Origin of the sequence: Acinetobacter sp. Lyrl_1 (assembly GCF_051948795.1) — a bacterium.
In the GTDB taxonomy this organism is placed as follows: Bacteria; Pseudomonadota; Gammaproteobacteria; order Pseudomonadales; family Moraxellaceae; genus Acinetobacter; species Acinetobacter towneri.
Genome location: NZ_JAYJLK010000028.1, coordinates 1 through 20,619, shown reverse-complemented (window position 1 = coordinate 20,619; position 20,619 = coordinate 1). Strand labels below are relative to the sequence as shown.

20 protein-coding genes, 3 pseudogenes and 1 other annotated feature are annotated in these 20,619 nt (G+C 39.9%); of the genes and pseudogenes, 5 read left to right on the top strand and 18 right to left on the bottom strand.

Annotation, left to right across the window (positions count from 1 at the left end):
• Positions 1-306: 306 nt before the first annotated feature.
• Both VF675_RS09575 and VF675_RS09570 read left to right on the top strand, forming a co-directional pair.
• A complete protein-coding gene (locus VF675_RS09575; protein WP_440205143.1) occupies positions 307-1,830 on the top strand; it encodes a cryptochrome/photolyase family protein in 1,524 nt (507 codons plus the stop codon).
• Positions 1,831-1,833: 3 nt separating this feature from the next.
• Entirely contained in the window at positions 1,834-1,986 is a 153-nt protein-coding gene (locus tag VF675_RS09570; protein WP_078194309.1) for a DUF2256 domain-containing protein, read from the top strand.
• On the opposite strand, the gene VF675_RS09565 is transcribed toward VF675_RS09570, so the two are convergent.
• The 3 genes from VF675_RS09565 to VF675_RS09555 all read right to left on the bottom strand — a co-directional run bounded on the left by VF675_RS09565 (position 1,983) and on the right by VF675_RS09555 (position 3,296).
• Entirely contained in the window at positions 1,983-2,237 is a 255-nt protein-coding gene (locus VF675_RS09565; protein WP_078194347.1) for a TIGR03643 family protein, read from the bottom strand. The genes VF675_RS09570 and VF675_RS09565 overlap by 4 nt on opposite strands.
• A 158-nt stretch (positions 2,238-2,395) precedes the next feature.
• The gene (uraH, locus tag VF675_RS09560; protein ID WP_004981585.1) at positions 2,396-2,797 is read right to left on the bottom strand and encodes a hydroxyisourate hydrolase; all 402 of its coding nucleotides are present in this window, start codon (positions 2,795-2,797) and stop codon (positions 2,396-2,398) included.
• Positions 2,798-2,807: 10 nt separating this feature from the next.
• Positions 2,808-3,296 (bottom strand): GlcG/HbpS family heme-binding protein, encoded by a 489-nt coding sequence (locus tag VF675_RS09555; protein ID WP_171263817.1) that lies wholly within the window; start codon positions 3,294-3,296, stop codon positions 2,808-2,810.
• A 105-nt stretch (positions 3,297-3,401) separates the two neighbouring features.
• Here VF675_RS09555 and VF675_RS09550 point away from each other — a divergent pair, with 105 nt between their 5' ends.
• Positions 3,402-4,073 carry a heavy metal response regulator transcription factor gene (locus VF675_RS09550; RefSeq protein WP_005177241.1) on the top strand — a complete coding sequence of 224 codons (672 nt, stop codon included), beginning with the start codon at positions 3,402-3,404 and terminating at the stop codon, positions 4,071-4,073.
• Positions 4,070-5,452, top strand: coding sequence for a heavy metal sensor histidine kinase (locus VF675_RS09545; RefSeq protein WP_155756615.1), 1,383 nt, complete (start codon positions 4,070-4,072; stop codon positions 5,450-5,452). The genes VF675_RS09550 and VF675_RS09545 overlap by 4 nt, the downstream gene beginning before the upstream one ends.
• A gap of 23 nt (positions 5,453-5,475) precedes the next feature.
• Here the strand turns inward: VF675_RS09545 and VF675_RS09540 are convergent, their stop codons facing one another.
• The 7 genes and pseudogenes from VF675_RS09540 to VF675_RS09510 all read right to left on the bottom strand — a co-directional run bounded on the left by VF675_RS09540 (position 5,476) and on the right by VF675_RS09510 (position 12,300).
• Positions 5,476-6,180 carry an ABC transporter ATP-binding protein gene (locus tag VF675_RS09540; RefSeq protein ID WP_078194313.1) on the bottom strand — a complete coding sequence of 235 codons (705 nt, stop codon included), beginning with the start codon at positions 6,178-6,180 and terminating at the stop codon, positions 5,476-5,478.
• Complete coding sequence (locus VF675_RS09535; RefSeq protein ID WP_078194314.1) at positions 6,173-7,396, bottom strand: ABC transporter permease; 1,224 nt, start codon at positions 7,394-7,396, stop codon at positions 6,173-6,175. The genes VF675_RS09540 and VF675_RS09535 overlap by 8 nt, the downstream gene beginning before the upstream one ends.
• Positions 7,393-8,625 carry an efflux RND transporter periplasmic adaptor subunit gene (locus VF675_RS09530; protein WP_171502409.1) on the bottom strand — a complete coding sequence of 411 codons (1,233 nt, stop codon included), beginning with the start codon at positions 8,623-8,625 and terminating at the stop codon, positions 7,393-7,395. The genes VF675_RS09535 and VF675_RS09530 overlap by 4 nt, the downstream gene beginning before the upstream one ends.
• A 329-nt stretch (positions 8,626-8,954) precedes the next feature.
• Positions 8,955-10,193: pseudogene (locus VF675_RS09525) on the bottom strand (IS3 family transposase).
• Positions 9,802-9,918 (bottom strand) — a sequence feature (AL1L pseudoknot). Its footprint overlaps the pseudogene before it by 117 nt.
• 230 nt (positions 10,194-10,423) lie before the next feature.
• Positions 10,424-10,825: a hypothetical protein gene (locus VF675_RS09520; RefSeq protein WP_440205142.1), complete on the bottom strand. Its 402-nt coding sequence runs from the start codon at positions 10,823-10,825 to the stop codon at positions 10,424-10,426.
• Positions 10,826-11,196: 371 nt separating this feature from the next.
• Positions 11,197-11,607: pseudogene (locus VF675_RS09515) on the bottom strand (HD domain-containing protein); the annotation flags it as partial.
• A 93-nt stretch (positions 11,608-11,700) separates the two neighbouring features.
• On the bottom strand, positions 11,701-12,300 hold the full coding sequence (locus tag VF675_RS09510) for a hypothetical protein (RefSeq protein ID WP_228279202.1): 600 nt from the start codon (positions 12,298-12,300) through the stop codon (positions 11,701-11,703).
• A 321-nt stretch (positions 12,301-12,621) separates the two neighbouring features.
• Between VF675_RS09510 and VF675_RS09505 the strand changes: the two genes are divergently transcribed.
• Positions 12,622-13,287 (top strand): A1S_2505 family phage non-structural protein, encoded by a 666-nt coding sequence (locus VF675_RS09505; protein ID WP_104513586.1) that lies wholly within the window; start codon positions 12,622-12,624, stop codon positions 13,285-13,287.
• A gap of 238 nt (positions 13,288-13,525) precedes the next feature.
• On the opposite strand, the pseudogene VF675_RS09500 reads toward VF675_RS09505, so the two are convergent.
• The 8 genes and pseudogenes from VF675_RS09500 to VF675_RS09465 all read right to left on the bottom strand — a co-directional run.
• A pseudogene (locus VF675_RS09500) lies at positions 13,526-13,759 on the bottom strand (NAD(P)-binding domain-containing protein); the annotation flags it as partial.
• A 27-nt stretch (positions 13,760-13,786) separates the two neighbouring features.
• A complete protein-coding gene (locus tag VF675_RS09495; RefSeq protein ID WP_440205141.1) occupies positions 13,787-14,446 on the bottom strand; it encodes a methionine ABC transporter permease in 660 nt (219 codons plus the stop codon).
• The gene (locus VF675_RS09490) at positions 14,427-15,497 is read right to left on the bottom strand and encodes a methionine ABC transporter ATP-binding protein (protein WP_440205140.1); all 1,071 of its coding nucleotides are present in this window, start codon (positions 15,495-15,497) and stop codon (positions 14,427-14,429) included. Before VF675_RS09490 ends, VF675_RS09495 begins: the two co-directional genes overlap by 20 nt.
• A 10-nt stretch (positions 15,498-15,507) precedes the next feature.
• Positions 15,508-16,344, bottom strand: a complete 837-nt coding sequence (locus VF675_RS09485; protein ID WP_440205139.1) for a MetQ/NlpA family ABC transporter substrate-binding protein — start codon at positions 16,342-16,344, stop codon at positions 15,508-15,510.
• Between the two features lie 34 nt (positions 16,345-16,378).
• On the bottom strand, positions 16,379-17,758 hold the full coding sequence (locus VF675_RS09480) for an LLM class flavin-dependent oxidoreductase (RefSeq protein ID WP_440205138.1): 1,380 nt from the start codon (positions 17,756-17,758) through the stop codon (positions 16,379-16,381).
• Positions 17,758-18,969, bottom strand: coding sequence for an SfnB family sulfur acquisition oxidoreductase (locus VF675_RS09475; protein WP_440205137.1), 1,212 nt, complete (start codon positions 18,967-18,969; stop codon positions 17,758-17,760). The genes VF675_RS09480 and VF675_RS09475 overlap by 1 nt, the downstream gene beginning before the upstream one ends.
• 12 nt (positions 18,970-18,981) lie before the next feature.
• The gene (locus VF675_RS09470; RefSeq protein WP_440205136.1) at positions 18,982-20,145 is read right to left on the bottom strand and encodes an SfnB family sulfur acquisition oxidoreductase; all 1,164 of its coding nucleotides are present in this window, start codon (positions 20,143-20,145) and stop codon (positions 18,982-18,984) included.
• Between the two features lie 311 nt (positions 20,146-20,456).
• A partial coding sequence (locus VF675_RS09465) for a transposase domain-containing protein (RefSeq protein ID WP_031989673.1) occupies positions 20,457-20,619 on the bottom strand: 163 nt, incomplete at its 5' end.

Genomic DNA, 20,619 nt, shown 5'->3' with positions numbered 1-20,619 from the left:
CTAGCCAGATACTAGGTGCACGCCACCTAAATTACAAGCATAATAATTTGTATCTTTTTGATTAAAATCACATAATTTTCACACCAATTATGAACTCAGAAATCATGCAAAGTAAGTTTCATCAACTGGCTTTAGCATTGTAGAGATGAACAGTCTTTTATTGCAGCAATTATGATTCCTATGCGATGTCAGAGGATTATCTGGTCGAGTTGAATTGGCTCAACATGTGGGTTGATTTTTATTTTCACAAAAAATTGAACTGCCTAGATTTACACTGCGCTATCTTTGATCAGGTCTAGAGTGGCTATGCGTTTCGGTTTAATTCTGGGTGACCAGCTTCATCATCAGCTTGCTACGCTCAAAGCGCTGGACCGTACCCGGGATGTGATCCTGATGGCCGAAGTGGTTGAGGAAGCCACGTATGTCGCCCATCATCCGCAGAAAATTGCCCTGATTTTTAGCGCCATGCGTCATTTTGCCAAAGAACTCAAAGCAGAAGGCTGGCGTGTACGTTACCATGCTTTTCAATCTGATAGTCCGATTCGTAGCCTGCTGGATTTCATAGAGTCACAGCAGCAACTCTTACCAGTCACAGAAATAGTCATTACGCACTGCGGAGAATATCGTTTACAGCAGCAGATTGAACAGCATTGGAGCAAGCATCTGCAACTGCCAGTGCAGTGCCTGAATGATGAACGTTTTTTCTGTAGTCCAGAGCAGTTCCAGCATTGGGCCAATCACTACCAGACGCTACGCATGGAATATTTTTACCGGGAAATGCGTAAACAGACTGGCTACTTGATGCAGGGACAACAACCGTTTGGAGAACAGTGGAATTATGACAGCGCCAATCGTAAGGCTTGGTCAGGCAGTCCACCATTACCTCCTGCACTTCATTTTGAACGAGATCAGATTGATCTGGATGTACTTAAGCTGGTTGAGCGCGAGTTTTCCCGTCACTCTGGCAGCCTTGACAACTTCCGCTGGGCCACCACACGTAGCAATGCTCTGCTTGCACTGGAGCATTTCATTACCCACAGTTTGCCGCATTTTGGAGATTATCAGGATGCCATGGTTCAGGGTGCAGACATGCTGTTTCACAGCCTGCTCTCGCCTTATCTAAATTGTGGTCTGTTACTGCCCAAAGAAGTCTGTGATGCGGCAGAAGCTGCCTACCATGCCGGTCATGCACCACTGAATGCAGTGGAAGGTTTTATCCGACAGATTTTAGGCTGGCGCGAATATGTTCGCGGAATTTACTGGCTGTACATGCCAGAATATGCCAATCGCAATGCACTGCAGCACTCAGCACCATTGCCACAATTTTACTGGACTGGACGTACTCGGATGAACTGTATGGCTGAGTGTTTCCGTAATACTTTTCTGCATGCCTATGCACATCATATCCAGCGTTTGATGGTGACTGGCAATTTTGCCTTATTAACTGGTGTAGACCCGCAGCAGATCAGCGAGTGGTATCTGGCAGTCTATGCCGATGCCTATGAATGGGTAGAACTACCGAACACCTTGGGCATGGTAATGCATGCCGATAGCGGCTTGATGGCCAGCAAACCCTATGCGGCCTCGGGCAATTACATCCATAAGATGTCCGATTACTGTAAGCACTGTAGCTACAATGTCAAAACTCGCACCGAACCAGATAGCTGTCCGTTCAATAGCCTGTACTGGTATTTCATGATCAGGAATGAGGAGACATTCCGTACTCATCCACGTATGGGCATGATCTATCGACAGCTAGATAAACTTAAAGATCGGCAGCAGATTATCAGCCATGCCCAGCAACTTCTTAGCCAGATCAATGAGTTATAAACCATGAAAAAACAGCATTTTCCTGAAAAAATCTGTATGCACTGTTTGCGTCCTTTTACTTGGCGCAAAAAATGGCAACGCTGCTGGGAGGAAGTCAGATACTGTTCTGAACGATGTAAACGTGAGTCCAGACAGCGGTCAAAATCAAACGCTTAGAAACGCTTGTATTGCCGTGAACAATAGGCCCGTATCACGTCGGGTGAACGCAGTTGCAGATGTTTGGTTTTTCGGCCGGTGACGCGTCCACGCCACATTTTAAAACTCGATGCTTTCATATTTTGCCGCATCAAGCGGATCACCGCCGCTTCATTTAAACCATACTCACATAAAATAGCTTCAAAAGGAGTTCTATCTTCCCAAGCCATTTCTATAATTCTGGATAAGTCCTCTTCAGAAAATTGATTCATACCATTCTCGTTTTTAATCATCACGAAGCGTCAATAAGCTTTATCGACTTTAATCTGACTAAAAGAATAACAATACAATCATGAATTTTTTGTGATTTTTCTCTAGTTTACGGACTCAGCACGAATAAAAGGGCTAGTTAAACTAGCCCTGTTAATTCTTAGTTACCTCTATAAGTCGAATATCCATAAGGACTTAAAAGTAGAGGAATATGATAATGGCTGACACTTCCATCTACCTTAAAAATTACAGGAACTTCAGGAAAGAAAGTATCTTGCTTATTTTTTTTAAACCAGTCCTCAGTTTTAAAAGTAACTTTATAAATACCGGCTTCAAGCTTCTGATTTTCAGGAAACAATCCAGTAATACGGCCATTAGGACCAGTATATTGCTGATTTAACTTCACCCATTTATTCCCAGTACTTTTTTCGAGTACCACTTCGACTTGAGCTGAGGGTAGACCATTTTCTAGATTCAACACATGCACACTTAAAGGGTTAGTTTGTGCGAAAGTCATTGAGGTCAACAATAGTGTTGAAAGTGGCAATAATTTTTTAAACATGATGAATTCCTTAAGGATTGAAAATAGACTTAACAGCTGTTTCAGCGCAGTAATGGTCATTTTTTGCACCCCCTGCTCCGGCAACGCCAATGGCACCGACCACCTGATTTTCATAACTCACAGGTAGGCCGCCACCCAACAGCAGTAGATTAGATAAGGTGGTTAAATTTTTTGCATCCTTGTTTTCATTGGCATTTTGACTTAACAACATAGTCGCCGTTTTGGTCGATAAGGCGGTATAGGCTTTCTTTTCAGCTGCGCCCAAATTATGCGGTCCGACAGTTTCATGCCTGTTTGCCATTAACGTATTTCCGCCCCGATCCACCACCACCACAGCGATATTGTGCTGTATTTTTTGACACGCAGTCACCGCAGCATCCGTAAGAGTTCGTGCTGACTGAGAATCAAGTGAATAAACTTGATTGAATTGAACGGATTGTGCAAAAGTACTGCTACTCATCAGCATTACTGTTGCAATAAGCCCTTTGAGTTTGTTCATCATGATTGCCCTGAATTAAGTTTTAAAAATCTTATACAACCTGAATGATTTGAAGGATGACAATCACATTACAAAGTTGTCATCTTTAAAATGAGTCTGAACAAAATGTGTATTCTAATTATCGAAGATGAAGCGAAGATCGCCTCATATCTGGTTAAAGGGTTAAATGAATCTGGCTATGAGGCACAATGCGTCCATTCAGGACTAGAAGGTTTGGAAAAGTTAAAGATGCATGCATATAGCCTAGTCATATTAGATGTAATGTTGCCCGATATTGATGGCTGGGCAGTCCTGAAAGTCTTGCGACAATTTTCCCAAATTCCGGTCATTTTTCTTACAGCAAAAGATCAGGTGATTGATCGGGTCAAAGGTTTGGAACTGGGCGCCGATGATTATCTGGCCAAGCCTTTTTCTTATATTGAATTACTGGCCCGAATTAAAAGTCTACTTAGGCGCCAGCAGTATGCACAGGAAAACCAATTAGAAATTGCCAATCTGAAATTGGATTTGATCCATCATAAAGTCTGGCGTAACGAGCAGTCGATAGAACTCAGTAGAAAAGAATTCAACCTTTTGCGCTTTCTGCTGCGCCATCCGAATGAAATTATTACGCGCAGGCAAATAGCTTCTGAAGTCTGGCAGATCAATTTTGATACCGATACCAATTTTATTGATGTAGCGGTAAGGCGTTTACGTAGTAAAATTGATGAGGGACATGATATAAAGTTAATTCATACTGTTCGCGGTTTGGGCTATAAAATTTCGGCAGAGAAATAATGTTGAAACCGATTCGTTCGCTAGAACTCCGATTAACACTCTTGGTTACAGGGTGTGCTGCAATGGTCTTGTGCGGTGTAGCATTTATGACCTATCTGGGTATCAACCAGATTTTAATTGCTCAGCAAGATAGGGCTTTGATTGAGCGAATTGAGCGACTGGAAATATTACTACAAGACAGTAGCAATATTGAACAGATTATCGCTCGCCCGAAGCTGTATCAAAACATGTTGGGAAATCAGGATAATTTGTTTTTATTGATTCAGGGTGATCAGGCGCTGATCAGCATTAATCCTCTTGGCATTCCTCTACCTGAATTTACCCATCAGCCCCAAATTCAATTCCAAGATTTATCGGCGCATGCTTATCCCACCCGCATTGCCTGGAAAACTATTCAAATTAATCGCCAGCCGTATCTGTTAATTGCAGGCAAACAGTGGTCTGAACGTTTAGGCATCATTGCACCTTTTCAAAAGAGCCTTGTCATTTATGTTTTCACAGGTATCTTGGCGATTTTCATCCTTTGTGCTATTGCTAGCCATCTGGGATTAAAAGTATTAAGAACCCTGCGAGAACAAACCCATGCGATAAATATTCAGCAACTTGAACAGCGACTCAATCTGCCCTATCCCCCTCAAGAGATTGCACAACTAGCCTCCGATATCAATGCCATGCTCGACCGTATTGAGCTGGGATATAGCCAGCTGAATCGTTTTTCAGAAGACATTGCGCATGAATTTAGAACACCATTGAATAATTTAATAGGACAAACCGAAATTTTACTCATGAGTGAACGCAGTCCCGTACAATATCAGGAAGTGCTGATTTCCAACCTAGAGGACTATCAACGCTTAAAAAGAATGATTGACAGCATGTTATTTCTGGCACGTGCAGATGCGCAGAAGGTTTGCTTAAACAGACAAAAAATCCAACTTCAATCCTTTATAGAAAATATCTTCAGCATTTTTGAGTATCAAGCCGAAGAACAACACTGCAATTTTGTTTTAAAGCTTGAGGCAACTGAGCTATTGGCAGATCCAGAACAGTTACAACAAGCTCTGTATAATCTGCTCTCCAATGCCCTGATTCATGGCGGCAAGCACCGGACTATTTATGTGCATAGCTATCGAAAGATCATCAACAAACTGCCTATGATTGCGCTATCGGTCGTGACCAGTGGTTTAGAAATTGCCCCGGAACATTTGCCGCATATCTTTGAGCGATTTTATCAATGCAGTTCCAGTAGACAAAGTTATCATCAAACAGGTGGTTTGGGACTATCCATTGTGGCATCTATTATGACGCTTCATCAAGGGATGTATCAGGCGATTAATAGCGCAGAAGGTATATGCTTTGAACTGCTTTTCCCAGATACGTGATTCACATTCACACTGAGCTTATATCATTTTTTGGAATCACTCTGAATTCTCCCATCCACCAAATTAATGGTTCGATCACAGGTTGCCGATAATCTAGGATCATGAGTCACCAATAATACTGCACAGCCATGTTCGCGATGAACTTTACGAAATAATTCAAACATTTCCGCAGCAGTTTGAGTATCAAGATTACCTGTCGGTTCATCGGCCAACAATAGTGCAGGCTGAGTAATCAGTGCACGTGCAATCGCTATGCGTTGCTGTTGCCCTCCAGAAAGCTCATTGGGTTTACGGTCAGCGAACTTATCTAACCCTACAGCGGCCAATAATTCATGGGCATATTGCAACGCAGATTGATCTGGCTTACCTTGCTTCAGCATTAATGGCATAAGCACATTATTTAAGGCAGTAAAGGCCTGTATAAGATGATGGAATTGAAACACAAAACCTATACTGTTGCCACGTAATGCTGTCCGAGCCATATCATCCATACGACTTGTTGCCTGACCCAACAAGTACAACTCACCACAGCTAGGCTGATCTAATAAGCCAAGAATATTCAGTAAAGTACTTTTGCCTGAACCAGAAGGACCAATTAATGCAGCAAAGTCATTCCGTTGAATACACAGGTCAATTCCATGTAATACCTCCACTTCATTAGGTTGCCCAACATTATAGGACTTTCGCAATGCTTCTAAACGTAGTACTTCCTCAGATGAATCAGACATGACGAATTGCCTCCACAGGATCGAGTGCAGCAGCCCGACGGGATGGTATTGCAGCAGCCAAAACTCCCGTTAAAGTCGCCAAGAATAATGCTGACAAGATAAGCTTGATTGAAATCGAAATATAAAACAAACCGGGACCAAACTGATTAAATCCCCAAATTAGACAATAACTGACAACACTACCAAGCATCGAACCAAGCAGACCAAAAATTGCTCCCTGAAATAAGAAAACTCTTAAAATTTGCGTTTGTGTAGCCCCAGTTGCACGTAAAATACCGATTTCCCGAGTCCGTTGCACCACACTCACCGACATCACACTGGCAATTCCAAAAGCGACTGAAATCCCTACAAAAACAATAATCATGTTGGTCGAAAGACTTTGAGCGGTAATCGCATTCATTAATTGAGCATTGGTTTCAATCCAGCTTTCTGCTTTTAATCCAGCCAGGCGTCCAACTTGTGAGGCAATTTGCTCCGCCTGAAAAATATCTTGGATCGTCAGATCAATCACTGTGACCCCACCAGGCAAATTAAGTAAAGATTGCGCCTGTTTCAAATCCAGATAGACATAGCGCGCATCCAATTCACGCACGCCCAGTTCAAATATTCCAGAGATATTCACCACTGCATTTTTCTGTTGCCCAGTATCTAATCTTAATTTGCTCCCGACTTGCACACCCAAATCTTTGGCTAATTGACGCCCAATTAATACATTATCCGCACTGACCCGTAATTCACCACTCACCATATATTGCTTCAACGGAATAATCTGTTGATAACGTTCAAGGTTGATACCAACCAATGCAACAGATTGAATTGCATCTCCGCGCTGTACAAATGCAGGACCAGAGACCACAGGAGAAACCGCAGTCAACACCGGTAAATGATCTAAAGTCCCAGTAATCTGCTGCCAATTATTAATAGAACGTAAGCGTTGTGCACGCTGATCTTCTAGTAACAACTGAAGTGTTCCTGCTGCTGGTGGCACAATATGATTCACCTCATCTGGTGAGAGCAAACGAATATGCGCTTGTGTCCCTAAAGTCCTTTCTACAATATTCGATTGTAAACCCTGAATTAAGGCGCTAATGAACACAATGACCGCTACCCCCACCGCGACGCCAATGGTAATCATCATCGACTGTGTGCGACCCTCTCGCAAAAAACTGATTGCGATGGTCCACTCGGTCCAAAGTCGCCTAAAAAAGTTTTTCAATCGAATTTCACCGGTAATTCATTTTTGCTATTTTTCTGATCCGTTTGACTCTGGAAAACACGTTTAGTTTTCTCTATTCGGACACGAGTTCCATCTTTAAGCACTGATTCTGCATCGGTAAGGACGTGATCACCTTCTTTCACTCCAGCTACAACTTCAGACATAACCAAACCACGTAAACCCAGTGTGATAGGATGACGTTGAATTTTTCTATCTCTTACTAAAATAACCATAGCCTTGTTGCCACTTATACTGCTTAAAGCATCATTTGGAATGACCAAGGTTCGCTCGCGCTTGTTAGTTTCAACATTTACCGATACCGTCATGTCTTGACGCAGAAAACCTGGGACTGGATCAACTGTTAATCGGACGTCTACTGTGCCACGTTGAGCATCAATACTTGGAGCAATAAAATTAATATGGGCAGGAAAAGATTGATTTGGATAGGCATCTGCAATCACTGCGGCTTTTTGTTGTAAAGCCAGCAGTGGTAAATTTCGTTCATCAAATGGCACTCGTATTTCAGTCGCACCATCCAGTGCAATAGTGAAGAGAGTCTGACTCGGTTGTACCAGATCCCCTGGCTCAACATTACGCGTTAAAATAATACCTGAAACTTCTGCACGAATTTTGGTCTTGGCAAGTTGCGCTTGTAGTGCAGCGAGTCGTTCGCGTAATTTTGTCTCTTCAACTTTATTTGGGGCAAGTGAAGCAACTTTTAATCGAGCTGATTCCAAATTATTACGGGCGAGTCTTTCTGCCTCTATCGATTTCTCCCTTTCCTCTGCTGATAATATTCCTGATTCGGTATTTCGTCTGCGTAACGCCTCTCTTTGAGCCTGTTCTAATTGTACTTTGGCATTCGCTAAATCAACTTCTGCTTGCGGGCGTCTAGTGGTTTCGAGTTCTTTTAATTCAGCTTCTGCCTGCCGCACTTGCGCTGAAATTTCATCAGATTTCAGTACTAAAAGAATATCCCCTCGAGAGACCCGATCTCCCTCTTGAACCAATCGCTCAAGAACAACCCCTGTAATTTCACTACCAATCTGAGTCCGAGATACTTTCTCTACCCGTCCTGAAGCGACAACTGTTTGAATCAATGGACTAGATACGACTTCATAACTAGGCAGCAATGGTCCTTGCCACCAGCGATATGTAGCAAAACTGACAGCTAAAACCAGTAGTATGATCATGATCCAAGGCTTATAGTGGGTAACAAGCAATTCCATTCTCCAAGCCAGATTAAAAGAAAGTTTTTTAATCGAATAATTAATTCTTAGTTAAATATATATGAAAATGGCTTTGTTGCATAAACATTCAACAGCTAATTTCCCCCTAATATATTCAAATTTAAGTAACAACTTGGGTGTGAGGTCTTCGTTTTTTCACAAGATATGCGATGAATGTCTGATTATTTGTAGTCATAAATTTAGTCCCCACTTGTTTTTAAGTGGGGACTAAATTAAGGCTTATAGTATGAATTCATAGATTTGACTTTCATCAAGAAAAGTTTTTATTTTGAACCGTACCGGGTTTGTCGGAGACTTTTTTATTTAAGTTAGGCCACCTGACCTAACGTGTTAATCTTATCATAGTACATTGCTTCAAACTCAAAAGGCGATACATAACCCAGTGCGCTGTGTACACGTTCTTTATTGAACCAATCTACCCAGTTGAATGTCGCAAGTTGTACATCCGCTAAACCTTGCCAATCTGCTTTTAAATATTCAATCACCTCTGTTTTGTATAAGCCATTCACCGTTTCAGCCAGACCATTATCGTATGAATCGAATCACCCGTTGTACCGACTGATGCTCGTAAATTTGCTGCTTCTAAACGATTGGTATAGCGAATAGAAAGATATTGAACACCTCTATCGGAATGATGAATCACATTCTTTGGCATGCCTCGATCGTGCAATGCTTGCTCAAGTGCATCGAGTACCATATCTGTATTCATCCGTGTAGATACTTTCCATCCAACAATTGCTCGCGAGAACACATCAATAATAAATGCAGTGTAGACCCAGCCAGAATTGGTTTGAATATACGTAAAGTCACTGACCTGAGAAGCACTGCTTCGCAAGGGTCAGGTCGATCAGCACTAAAATTCCGTTTCACTAAATCATCTGCTCGTTTTTGATCATCTCGGCTGCGGGTAGTTTGTTTGTTCTTACCACGCCAAACACCTTGTATATCTAGCTTCTGCATCAATCGAGCAACTGTACAACGTGCAATAACATAGCCTTCACGTTTCAATTTTTGCCAGACTTTACGTACACCATATCGACCTGAACTTTCTTTCCAAATACGTTTGATTTGTTCTGCATGATGTAAATCATGCTGAGCACGTTTCGCTCGATGTTCTGGGTTATCAACGAGATCTAAAGCCCGATAATAGGTCGAAGCTGCAATCGGTAAAATTCTACAAATCGCTTCAACACCATATCGATCTTTATTGTTATGGATAAAATCCACCATTATTTATGTGGGCGGTCGAGCTCCGCCTGGGCGAAAAAAGCGGCTGTTTTGCGTAGAATTTCATTGGCACGCTTTAATTCTTTAATTTCACGTTCCATTTGCTTCATTTTTTCTTGGTCAGATATCTGTTGTACTTTGGCAGGATTTAGTTGATCCATATGCTTTAAATACCAAACACGCAATGTTTCAGGAGTACAACCGATTTTAGGAGCAATAGCTGTGATTGCTGCCCAAGTAGAAGGATAATCTTTTTCAGATTCAATTAGTAATTGAACCGCTCTTTCTCTAATTTCGGGGGTATAGTTTGGTTTTTTCATCGGAATAGTCTCTCAGAATATTGAGTCTCCGACAAACCCGGTACGGTTCAACCTGATGAGCTTCGCTCATAAAAGGCTTAAATGGTTGTCCAAGTTTTTGAATATATTCCAAATGCCAAACTATATGGCTTTGCCAAAGATCTGGATTGTGTGCATCTACATCTATACTTTCTAGATCTTCAAGAATTTTTAATCAATATCAGCATAAGATTCTCTATATTTTGGCAATGTTACTCATTAAAATTGTTCTTTACATACACATAAAAATCATTTCCCACTCGATCATATTTAAAGGCCATGGTGTTACGACTCATCCATCGCTTTAAAAGTTTTTCGTAGACATTCGCTTTTTTCGTAGAGGTCGCACTAAAAGACCAATAATGAATATCATGCTTATAAATAAGCTCCTCAACTCTCTTACTAATCGCATTAAAAACTTTCATGGCAGGTAACTTTAAGTTGATATCTTCATATATGGGATCATCTCTAAATAGGGCTAGTTCAGGATGTTTACGGTAATTGATCTGGACTCTGGCACGGGGTGGTCTATTTAAAGAAAAGGAAAAACTATAATGATCAAATTTGAGTATGTAGTGCAATCCATCAATCATTAAGTCCTCTTTCAAAATCATACGATATCCTTCTTAAAATGATGACCAAGAACATTATTGTAGATTTCCATCAAGATATCTTGATCTTCCGGTGTTTGGAATGAACTGCCAAAAAAATCACGATCAGTCTTATTAAATAATTGGATAAAGTGTTTTAGAGAAGGTTTTAATTTTTTACGCTTACAGTAGGCAAAATATTCACTAGCATCTTCAAATAAAATCCACCATTCCTGGGGGCTACCAATTTGGTTCCCTCCCAACGGATGCAATTGATCAAATAGTGCATTCAGTAAATATTGGAAATTAAATCGCATACTTCCATATTCAAACTTTGGATATTCAGCATCCAGATCCAAAGCATTTACATGCTGATGAATTGCATGAGCCTCTTTTAGTATTTCTTGGACCTTTTGGTATTGTTTATAGCGAATCAAATCTTTGGCAGATATTTTTGGGAGTCGAGATAAATCCATATTGTCGCTCAAATCAGCGAGCTTAACTTCACAAGCAATCGGATTTTTAACAGTACGCTGTACCGCTTGGAAGCGATTTTCACCATTTACTTTAGTCACGGCGATAATCGCATCTATCACCTTTTGCTCAAAGCCCCAGACGTTAAGCTCATCTATTGTCGTTGGTGTATCTTCTAAAATATCGTGGAGAACAGCTGCAATTTTGGCATCAGGATGTTGTGCATTTTGCATAACACGCAAGGGGTGATGGATGTAGGGTTGCCCTGCTTTATCTAATTGACCCAAATGCCGTTCAGTTGCGAAGGAAATTGCTTTTTCTAAAGTAGCGATATGATATTCCCTTTATATTTAATCAAATTTTATTGAATTATATTAATCAATTACTGCAAATAAATAAAGTTCAACCATAGCTATTACGTCAATTTATGTCGTCTCATTAGACAAGTTTATTTTGGTTAAATCTAATTCTTTTACAAGCTGATCAGCTTTCAATTTCCTTGCCATTCTGCCCATGTTGGTTTGTGGTTCAGCTACGGCTACATCTTCATTTGCACGAGTGATAACAAATGTTTCTAGAGATTCATTTTTAAATTTTTCCCAGAATAAAGTCATTAACCATTCTGCGGCATCTTTCACTTTAACTGTTGTTTGTGAAGGCTCTTCGTTGACGTAAAGTTTAATATTGGCTTCATCATCTTGAATGCTGACTAGACATTTCGATGTGATTTGAAAGTAGTGACAAGTTTTTAGAATATTTTGATTAAAAACTGAATCCTCACAATCCTGGGGTTGTTTCACCCAAAAAAACAATTGCCCATTTTCTTTTTCATTAGCATTTGAATAATGCAAACTCAGCTGTTCAATCGTACATTTTAAGCCAAATAAAGCAGCTGCAATTTCGACTTTATGAGTGAAGACTGGAAGGATATAGATTCCTGCTTTTTCATTAGAGGTATCGCCCAATATCAGTTGATTGATAAGATCTAAATCTTGAACTGTTTTTTCAGTTTGATGTACACCCATATTTTCCTCACGATAAGCGAATTATAGTTATTTGGTTTATAAGGATTAATTTCATAACTTACTCTACGGTTTAGATATTGAATTAGCAAACCTATCGAGTATCTTTGCGACATTAATTGTCGTCAAACTAGTGTTTATTGAACCTACTGCCCTTCAGTTGAAATTATTCTGTGTTAACATTTAATGGAAAATTAAACAAATCTTTTAAATACTTTACTTCACTTATTAGTTAGATATTTATGTACTTTTCAGATCTAGATTGGATTTGAATCATACATATACATGCATTCTTCAACGAAACGTTTTTCAAGTAGGCCTTTTATGATTTATCAGTATTATCAAGAAATTAAAGACTATAACTTTTCCGAAGATCAAATCTTAGTATTTGGCTGTCATGAATTAGGTAAGCACTACTCCGGATATGCACAAACGGCTTTACATCATTTTGGTGCAAAACTAGGTCAAGGCGAAGGAAGACAAGGCCAGTCTTATGGCATTCCAACCATTGCTAAAAATGGGGAAGTATTGGATTTAAAGCTTATTCAAAACTATATCAATAACTTTAAGCAATATGCCAAAAGCAATCCTCATCTTGAGTTCTATCTCACTGAGATTGGCTGTGGGTTTGCCAATTTCAGCGTAAATCAAATTGGCCCATTATTTAAAAACTCACCGACCAATATTTATTTTCCACGCAGCTTTGTTCCATTCTTAGAAGATTTAACGGTATTTTCTGTAGAAGATATTGAACACGTGTGGAAAGCGGATGATACACATATTGAGTTGCCTTTAAACACTGGAACAACTGTACGTTTGAAGCTAGATCACCATCAGCGCTTAAACATGCAACCAAATGTTTGGGAAAGAATTAATACCAATCAAAATATTCAATATCTCACACTCAATGAACAGCAGTTTAATCAACTCGATCAAGCGATTGAAAATTTTAGAAAGGAAGAGGCTTTATTATTTTCTGAACTGATGTGACCAACAGAATTTTTTAAACCTTATTTTCTTTTTATAGATCATCGTGGCTTTGTTGCACAAAGATTTCATAACTATATGATTTTAGAAGTTTTGATTATTTTTTGATCCAAAATTAAATTTATTTAAATCAGATGCTTACATATTTATGCAACAAAGCCGCAATGTACTATGATAAAATTAATCCGTTAGGTCAGGTGGCCTAACTTAAATAAAAAAGTCTCCGACAAACCCGGTACGGTTCAATATCCGCACTGGTGGGTAAACAGGAGATGATAATATCTGATTGAACTGCTTGTTCAATGGAAACAGCTTGTGTTCCAAATTGTGCAGCATGTGCATGTGCTTTTTGTTCGGTTCTATTCCAAACCCTGACTTCAATACCGATTTTTAGTAAGTGTGATGCCATATGCCAACCCATGGCACCTAAACCGATAAATGCAACGCTTTGTGTCAAAACTTTTTCCTCATTAATTTTACTAGGATAATTGCGTTATAAATATTAAATTTTACGTTTATCAAGATGGTGGGATAGCATATCGCCACAAGCCTGTACCAGCATTACAATCACAATCAGTACCACAATCACTGCAAGCATGATTTGCATATCAAAACGTTGATAACCATAGCGATAGGCAATATCACCTAAACCACCTGCACCAATGGCACCAGCAATAGCAGAAGAGTTAATCATGGTGACAATGGTCACCGTGAATCCAGCCACAATGCCAGGCAATGCTTCAGGCAGTAATACATGCCAAATAATTTGTTTACGGTTACAGCCAATTGCTTGTGCAGCTTCAATTAAACCTTGATCAACTTCACGTAAACTGACTTCTGCAATACGCGCAAAAAATGGCGTTGCTGCAAGTGTTAAAGGTACAACAGCCGCCCATACCCCATAACTTGTGCCTACAATAAAACGGGTGATTGGAATTAATGCCACCATCAAAATAAGGAAGGGTACTGAACGGGTAATATTAACCATCCAACCCAAACTATGATTGATTTTCTTCGATGGATAAATCCCATGTTCAGATGAGCACACCAAAATAACAGCAAGTGGTAGACCAATTAAAAAGGCTAAAATCGCCGAAACACCGACCATCAATAAGGTATCGGTCGTACCAGCAATTAATAGATCAATGAGTTGATTTTGCATATCCGATAACCTCAATATTAACGATGTGCTGCTGCAATTTTTTGCTAAGCACTTCTACATCTACTTGGGTATTTTCTACTGCAACAATAAATGAACCAATTAAATGTCCTTGAATACTGTCCACATGAGTTTGGTACAAATACACAGGTTGAGCCAAAGCCGTGGTTAAATCCGTTAAGCTAGGAGCATTATTGAGTGTGCTTTCATATCGCAGTTTTAAAACCGTGTGTGTAGATGTTGCTGTTGGTGTACCAGACAATTCAATCGGTAATTCAAGCTGTTCTAAATTCAGCAATTCTTGAGTAATTTTTTGCTGTGGGTTTGAAAACACTGACCATACTTGACCTGATTCGACAATTTCCCCTTGATCAATCACCACTACCTGATCACAGATTTCACGAATTACCTGCATTTCATGCGTAATCAGCACAATGGTAATGCCCAATCTTTGATTGATTTCTTTGAGTAATGCCAACACCACAGAAGTACTTTCAGGATCTAAAGCCGAAGTCGCCTCATCGCAAAGTAAAATTTCAGGATGATGTACCAAAGCACGTGCAATACCGACCCGCTGTTTTTGTCCACCTGAAAGCTGTGACGGGTAATGGTCTGCTTTATTTTCCAAACCTACCAACTGCAGAACTTCATTGACCCGAGCATCAATTTCCTGAGCTGAGAATTTAGCAACTTTAAGTGGTAGTGCTACATTTTCACGGACTGTCTTTGCAGACATTAAGTTAAAGTGTTGAAAAATCATGCCAATGCGTTGGCGAAGTTGAATCAACTCCTGATGATTTAAAGTGGCTAAATCTTGCTGATGGATATGAATATGCCCCTCAGAAATGCCTTCTAAACCATTTAAGGTGCGAATCAGGGAGGATTTACCTGCACCGCTTTTTCCAATAATACCGAAAATTTTGCCTTTCGGAATATCGAGGTTAATGTTTTTCAAAGCATGCACTTGCTTGCCTTGTGCGTTGTAATATTTGTTGAGTTGCTGAATTTTAATATGTGGAATCGCAAACTCAACCGCTGACCCAAAACTCACCATGTTCAATTCCTTATTTCCAGCCTGGGAACCAAAGTTTTGCACCAAAGTCAGCATCTAAAGCGGCTTTCACCTTCGGTGAGTTTTGGTAAATGTCGACAAATTTACGTAACTTACCATCTACGTCTTCATAGTCTTCACGTACTGCAAATAAAATCGCAAAACGTTTATCGGTATTTGAGTCAAAAATTAACGCTTTTTCAGGATCAGCGGTTTTTGCAAGGCGAAGATAGTGCGGATAGCCAAACGCCAAATCTGCTTCATCAATGGCACGTGCTGTTTGAGGACCTTCAACTTCAATGAATTGTAATTTTTTCGGATTGCTCGAAATATCTTTTAAACCTGCTAAAAAGTTATCAGGCTCATTTAATGTAATCAGATTGGCCTGCTGTAACAGTTGTAAGGCACGACCTTGATTGACAGGGTCATTCGGCACAACAACTTTGGCTTGCTCAGGAAGTTCGGCAAAGCTGCTATATTTTTTAGAATAAAGCCCCACATGCGTTGCTGCACCTTTAGCAAAGGCTTTAATTTTAAAATCAGTTTCTTTTTTAGCATTGTCTAAAAATGGTTGATGCTGAAAGAAATTGGCATCAATGTCACCATGATTTAAGGTAATGTTTGGCGTATTCCAATCTGAAAATTCGACCAACTTTACATCCAAGCCTTGTGCTTTAGCTTCATCAGCAGCCACTTGTAATGGCTTGGCAAATGATGGGCTAATGCCAATCACCAACTGTTCATTGCCTGATTTTTTGTTGATGCTCCAAAAGCTTAAACCTGCAATGACTGCCACAACAATTAATCCAATCACAATCAATTTAATAGGTTTTTTAGTTGCTGTACTCATGTTATTTCTCTCATTCTTTCAATGTTTTAAATTTTTAAGCGCTTTGTTTATTTATCAAAGTTGATGGTCTACATCTAAAGTGTGCAACAGGATGTCGTTCTGGTAAGCGATCGCCTTGTCCTGCCAATTTATGGCGTAAACTGCCTTGTTGATATTCAGTTTTATAACGCCCACGTTGTTGTAATTGTGGAATCACATATTTAATAAAATCTTCATGCGACTCTGGGGCAACGGTACGGGTTAAATTAAAGCCATCAATCCCTGTTTGATCGACATAGTCAATCAGTTGCTGTGCTACGGTTTCACCACTCCCAATAAAGATTGGATAACGACCACCTAAAGCATGTTGGTCTTTTAAATCTTTAATGGTGATTTTTTTCTCTTTAAAGCGTTGATTTACTGAAGCAATGCTATTGGTTTGCTTGTACGGAATCGCTTCATCTTCTTGATATTGGCTTAAATCAATGCCGACAGAACTTGAGAAATGTGCAAGTCCTGCTTCCGGGCTTGCATAACGTCGATATTCGGCAAATTTTTCTTCTGCAAGTGCATCTGTTTCTGCGGTGACCACGGTAATGCCCACAAAGATTTTAATGTCTTCTGCATGACGCCCTTGCTCTACCGCAAGCTGACGAATTTTATTGACTTGTTGCTGTGCTTTTTCGATGCTTTCACCGCCAATAAACATCGCTTCTGCATGCTGAGTCGCAAAACCTAGCCCTTTAGGTGATGCGCCTGCTTGGAATAAAACAGGTGTACGCTGAATGGAAGGTGCAACTTGGAAAACACCTTGGCTTTGATAAAATTTACCTTGATGATTGATCGCATGGACTTTGCTTGGATCGGTAAAAATACGATTCACTTTGTCTTTTTTAATCGCATCATCTTGCCAAGAACCTTCCCAAAATTGATAGCACAACTCTAAAAATTCTTCAGCTTGCTCATAGCGTAAATCGTGCTCTTTTAAGCCATCTTGCCCTACCAAACGCGCTGCACTGTCTAAATACCCAGTCACGATATTCCAGCCTAAGCGACCTTGGGTTAAATGATCCAAACTGGCAAAACGACGTGCAAATTGATACGGATTTTCATAACTTAAATTAACGGTAATACCAAAGCCTAAATGCTCAGTCACTGCCGCCATTGCAGAGACCAATGTCGTTGGATCATGGCTAGGTAATTGAATCGATTCTCTTAAAGTTAAATCTAAACCATTTTGATAAACATCATATGAGCCTGTGATATCCGCAATAAACAAGCCATCAAACAAACCTTTTTCTAAGGTTTTGGCTAAATCTGTCCAATAGCTGAGTTCATCAAAACGATGCGATTGGTCACGCGGATGCGTCCACAAGCCATGATTAATATGACCTACACAATTCATGTCAAAGGCATTGAGTAAGATTTGTTTCATTACAATGTCCCTCGACGTGGTGGTAGCGTTTGATTTAATGCAAATTGCCCAATAAAGTAATATTTCCAACGTGCCGCATCATGCAAGGTGTGCACACGGGCGTTACGCCAAAAACGATCTAAACCATCCTGACGTTGGCTACCACGGCTACCTGCCAGCTCTATCAGTTTTGATGAAGCTTTTAAGGCGGTCTCACTGCTATGCGCACGAACTTTTGCTACATCAAGTGATGCTTTGGCAACATTCTCCGCTGTAGGTTGTGGTCGAGCTTCTTCAATAGAGTGTGCCGCTTGTTTTAATAAGACTTCGCTAGCACGAACGTCCACAGCCACACGACCTAGCTCATAAATGGTCAATGGATCTTGTGTTGCATAATCGACATGTGCATCAATCCAAGGGCGAGCTTGTTTTACCCGTTGAATAGTTTCATCAAATGCAGCACGAGCAATTCCGACCTCAATCGCTGCATGCATGATTTGTGCAAATGGTCCCACCAATGTTGGTAATGAAAATGCGGTATCAAATGGAATCACATCTTCTGCTTTCACTTGCACTTGATTAAATTTGACTGTGCCACTACCTGTGGTGCGTTGTCCAAATCCAGTCCAATCATCGATCAGCTCTACACCTGTACTATTACGCTCAATAAATGCTAAAAATTCACGTTGATCTTCATCTTTAACCAACGTCGGGATACGGTGTGCAAATAAACTGCCTGTGCAATAAAATTTCTCACCATTTACCACATAGCCTTGCTCGTCTTTGGTAATCGAGGTTTGTTTAATGCTGGCGTTTTTCGGTTTAAATTCTGCCAATGCATTACCAAAACGTGCGCCTGCTAAAACTTCGGCATACAATTTCTGTTTTTGTTGTTCTGTCCCTGTATTACGTAAAACTTCTAATGCATAAAAATGGTTTTGTGGAATTTGTCCAATCGAACCATCGACCCCACTCATTAAGGCAATAATTTTTGCCACGGTATAACTTGAAACGTCCGCACCACCGTATTGCTTCGGTACTGTGATGGCCCAAAGGCCAGATTGGCTATAAGCTTCTATCTGTTCAAAAGGTAAAATACGTTCTGCATCACGTTGTACAGCACCTTGCTTAAATTGATGTGCTAATTGTTCAGCAATCTCTAATGCTTCAGCATCGGTTCGAATGATATGTGCAGGTTGCGTTGGAAAATTAATTTTTTGATATGAGGTCATTTTGATTTTCCTTTAAATCCACGCATGGCGAGCTGGATAAGCATCATTTAAATAGTAGTTACCAATGGCATAGGTTTTCCAACGAACGGGGTCGTGTAAGGTATGCACCCGTGCATTTCGCCAATGCTGATCTAAATTGTGTTGACTTAAACTGGCACGACTTCCGCCAAGCTCTAATAATTTTTCAGAAATGAGTAGGGCGGCATCATTGGCATAGACTTTGGCTTCTGCCATTAAAATCGAAGCTTTTGCGGCTTGTGCATCGGTGACAGTAGGATATTGATCGAGTTCATCTAAATACTCCGCAGCTTCATCGAGTAATAAAATAGCGGCATCGAGTAAAATATTTAGGCGTCCCACTTCTTGTAAGCTAAAGTGTTCTAAACTGGCTTTGTCTACACCACTGTCAATGATCGGGCGTGCTTTATGGACGGCTTCTAAAGTGTCTTGAAAAGCAGCTTCAGCAATACCGACGTCAATCGCAACCTGCATTAATTGCGAAAATGCACCACGATAATTCGGCTGATTGCCTAATAAACGCTCATCAAAAATCAGTAATGGATTCACTTCAACATGCTGAATCTTGACTGTACCGCTTGATGTAGTTCGTTGGCCAAAACCATTCCAATCATCAATAACTTCCACACCTTCAGCGTTGCGATCCACTAAGGTCAGAACCACGTAGCCTTCGGGATGTATCGCTTTTATTGCCAACCAATCAGCAAAATAACGACCATTTTCAATGGTTAGAGTAGTTTCTAATGTTTTAGTGTCTTTAGTGTTTCGCTCTGGACCACCATTGGCAAGACGTTTGCCATTTAAAATTTCATTAAATACAAAGGATTTTTGTTCATCACTTCCCATGATGTTTATCATGTTTAACAGTGCAATTTGATTTTGTGGAATCTGACCTAAACTTGAATCTGCTTTATTAATGATACGAAACACTTTGGCTAAAGTTTTATTTGATACCTCAGCACCTCCAAAACGCTTTGGTATTCGAATTCCACCTAAGCCTTTTTGGCTAAATAACTCAACTTCTTCAATAGGTAATAGTTGCTTTTGGTCACGTTTGTTTCGACCTTCTAAGGCATAATCTGCAACCTGATAAGCTGCATGAATTGCCTCATGATCTTGTTTAATTACATGTGTATGAGCGTTAATTAAATAAGACATAATGACACCTATAAATGAATGTTTTTAAGTTATGTCTAAATTCACTCAGAAATAAGTGATAAATATAGGAAAAAGTATTAATAAAAATGCTTAATACAATATGAGCTAAATTTAGTCACTTTATTCATAATTTAAGTATATGAAATTTATAATTTTTAATATTATCAATCATTTGTGTTTCGTGCTGATTGCAGTTTTTTAGATATTTTTGGAACAAATATAGAAAAGAGGTTATTGATAGTAAAATTTAATATTTGTTTTCAATTTGCTGTACTACAATAAGTAAGCGTCCGCTGAATCCCATACCAATTTTAATTCGATTTAGGTTTCCAGCAGTGTGGCAGTAACTCTTCAATCTGGGTCACTTTATGTGTCGGCAGCCTTTTCAGCACATCACTTAAATAGGCATACGGATCCAAGCCATTCAGCTTTGCTGACTGGATTAAAGTCATGATGTTTGCCGCTCGCTGGCCG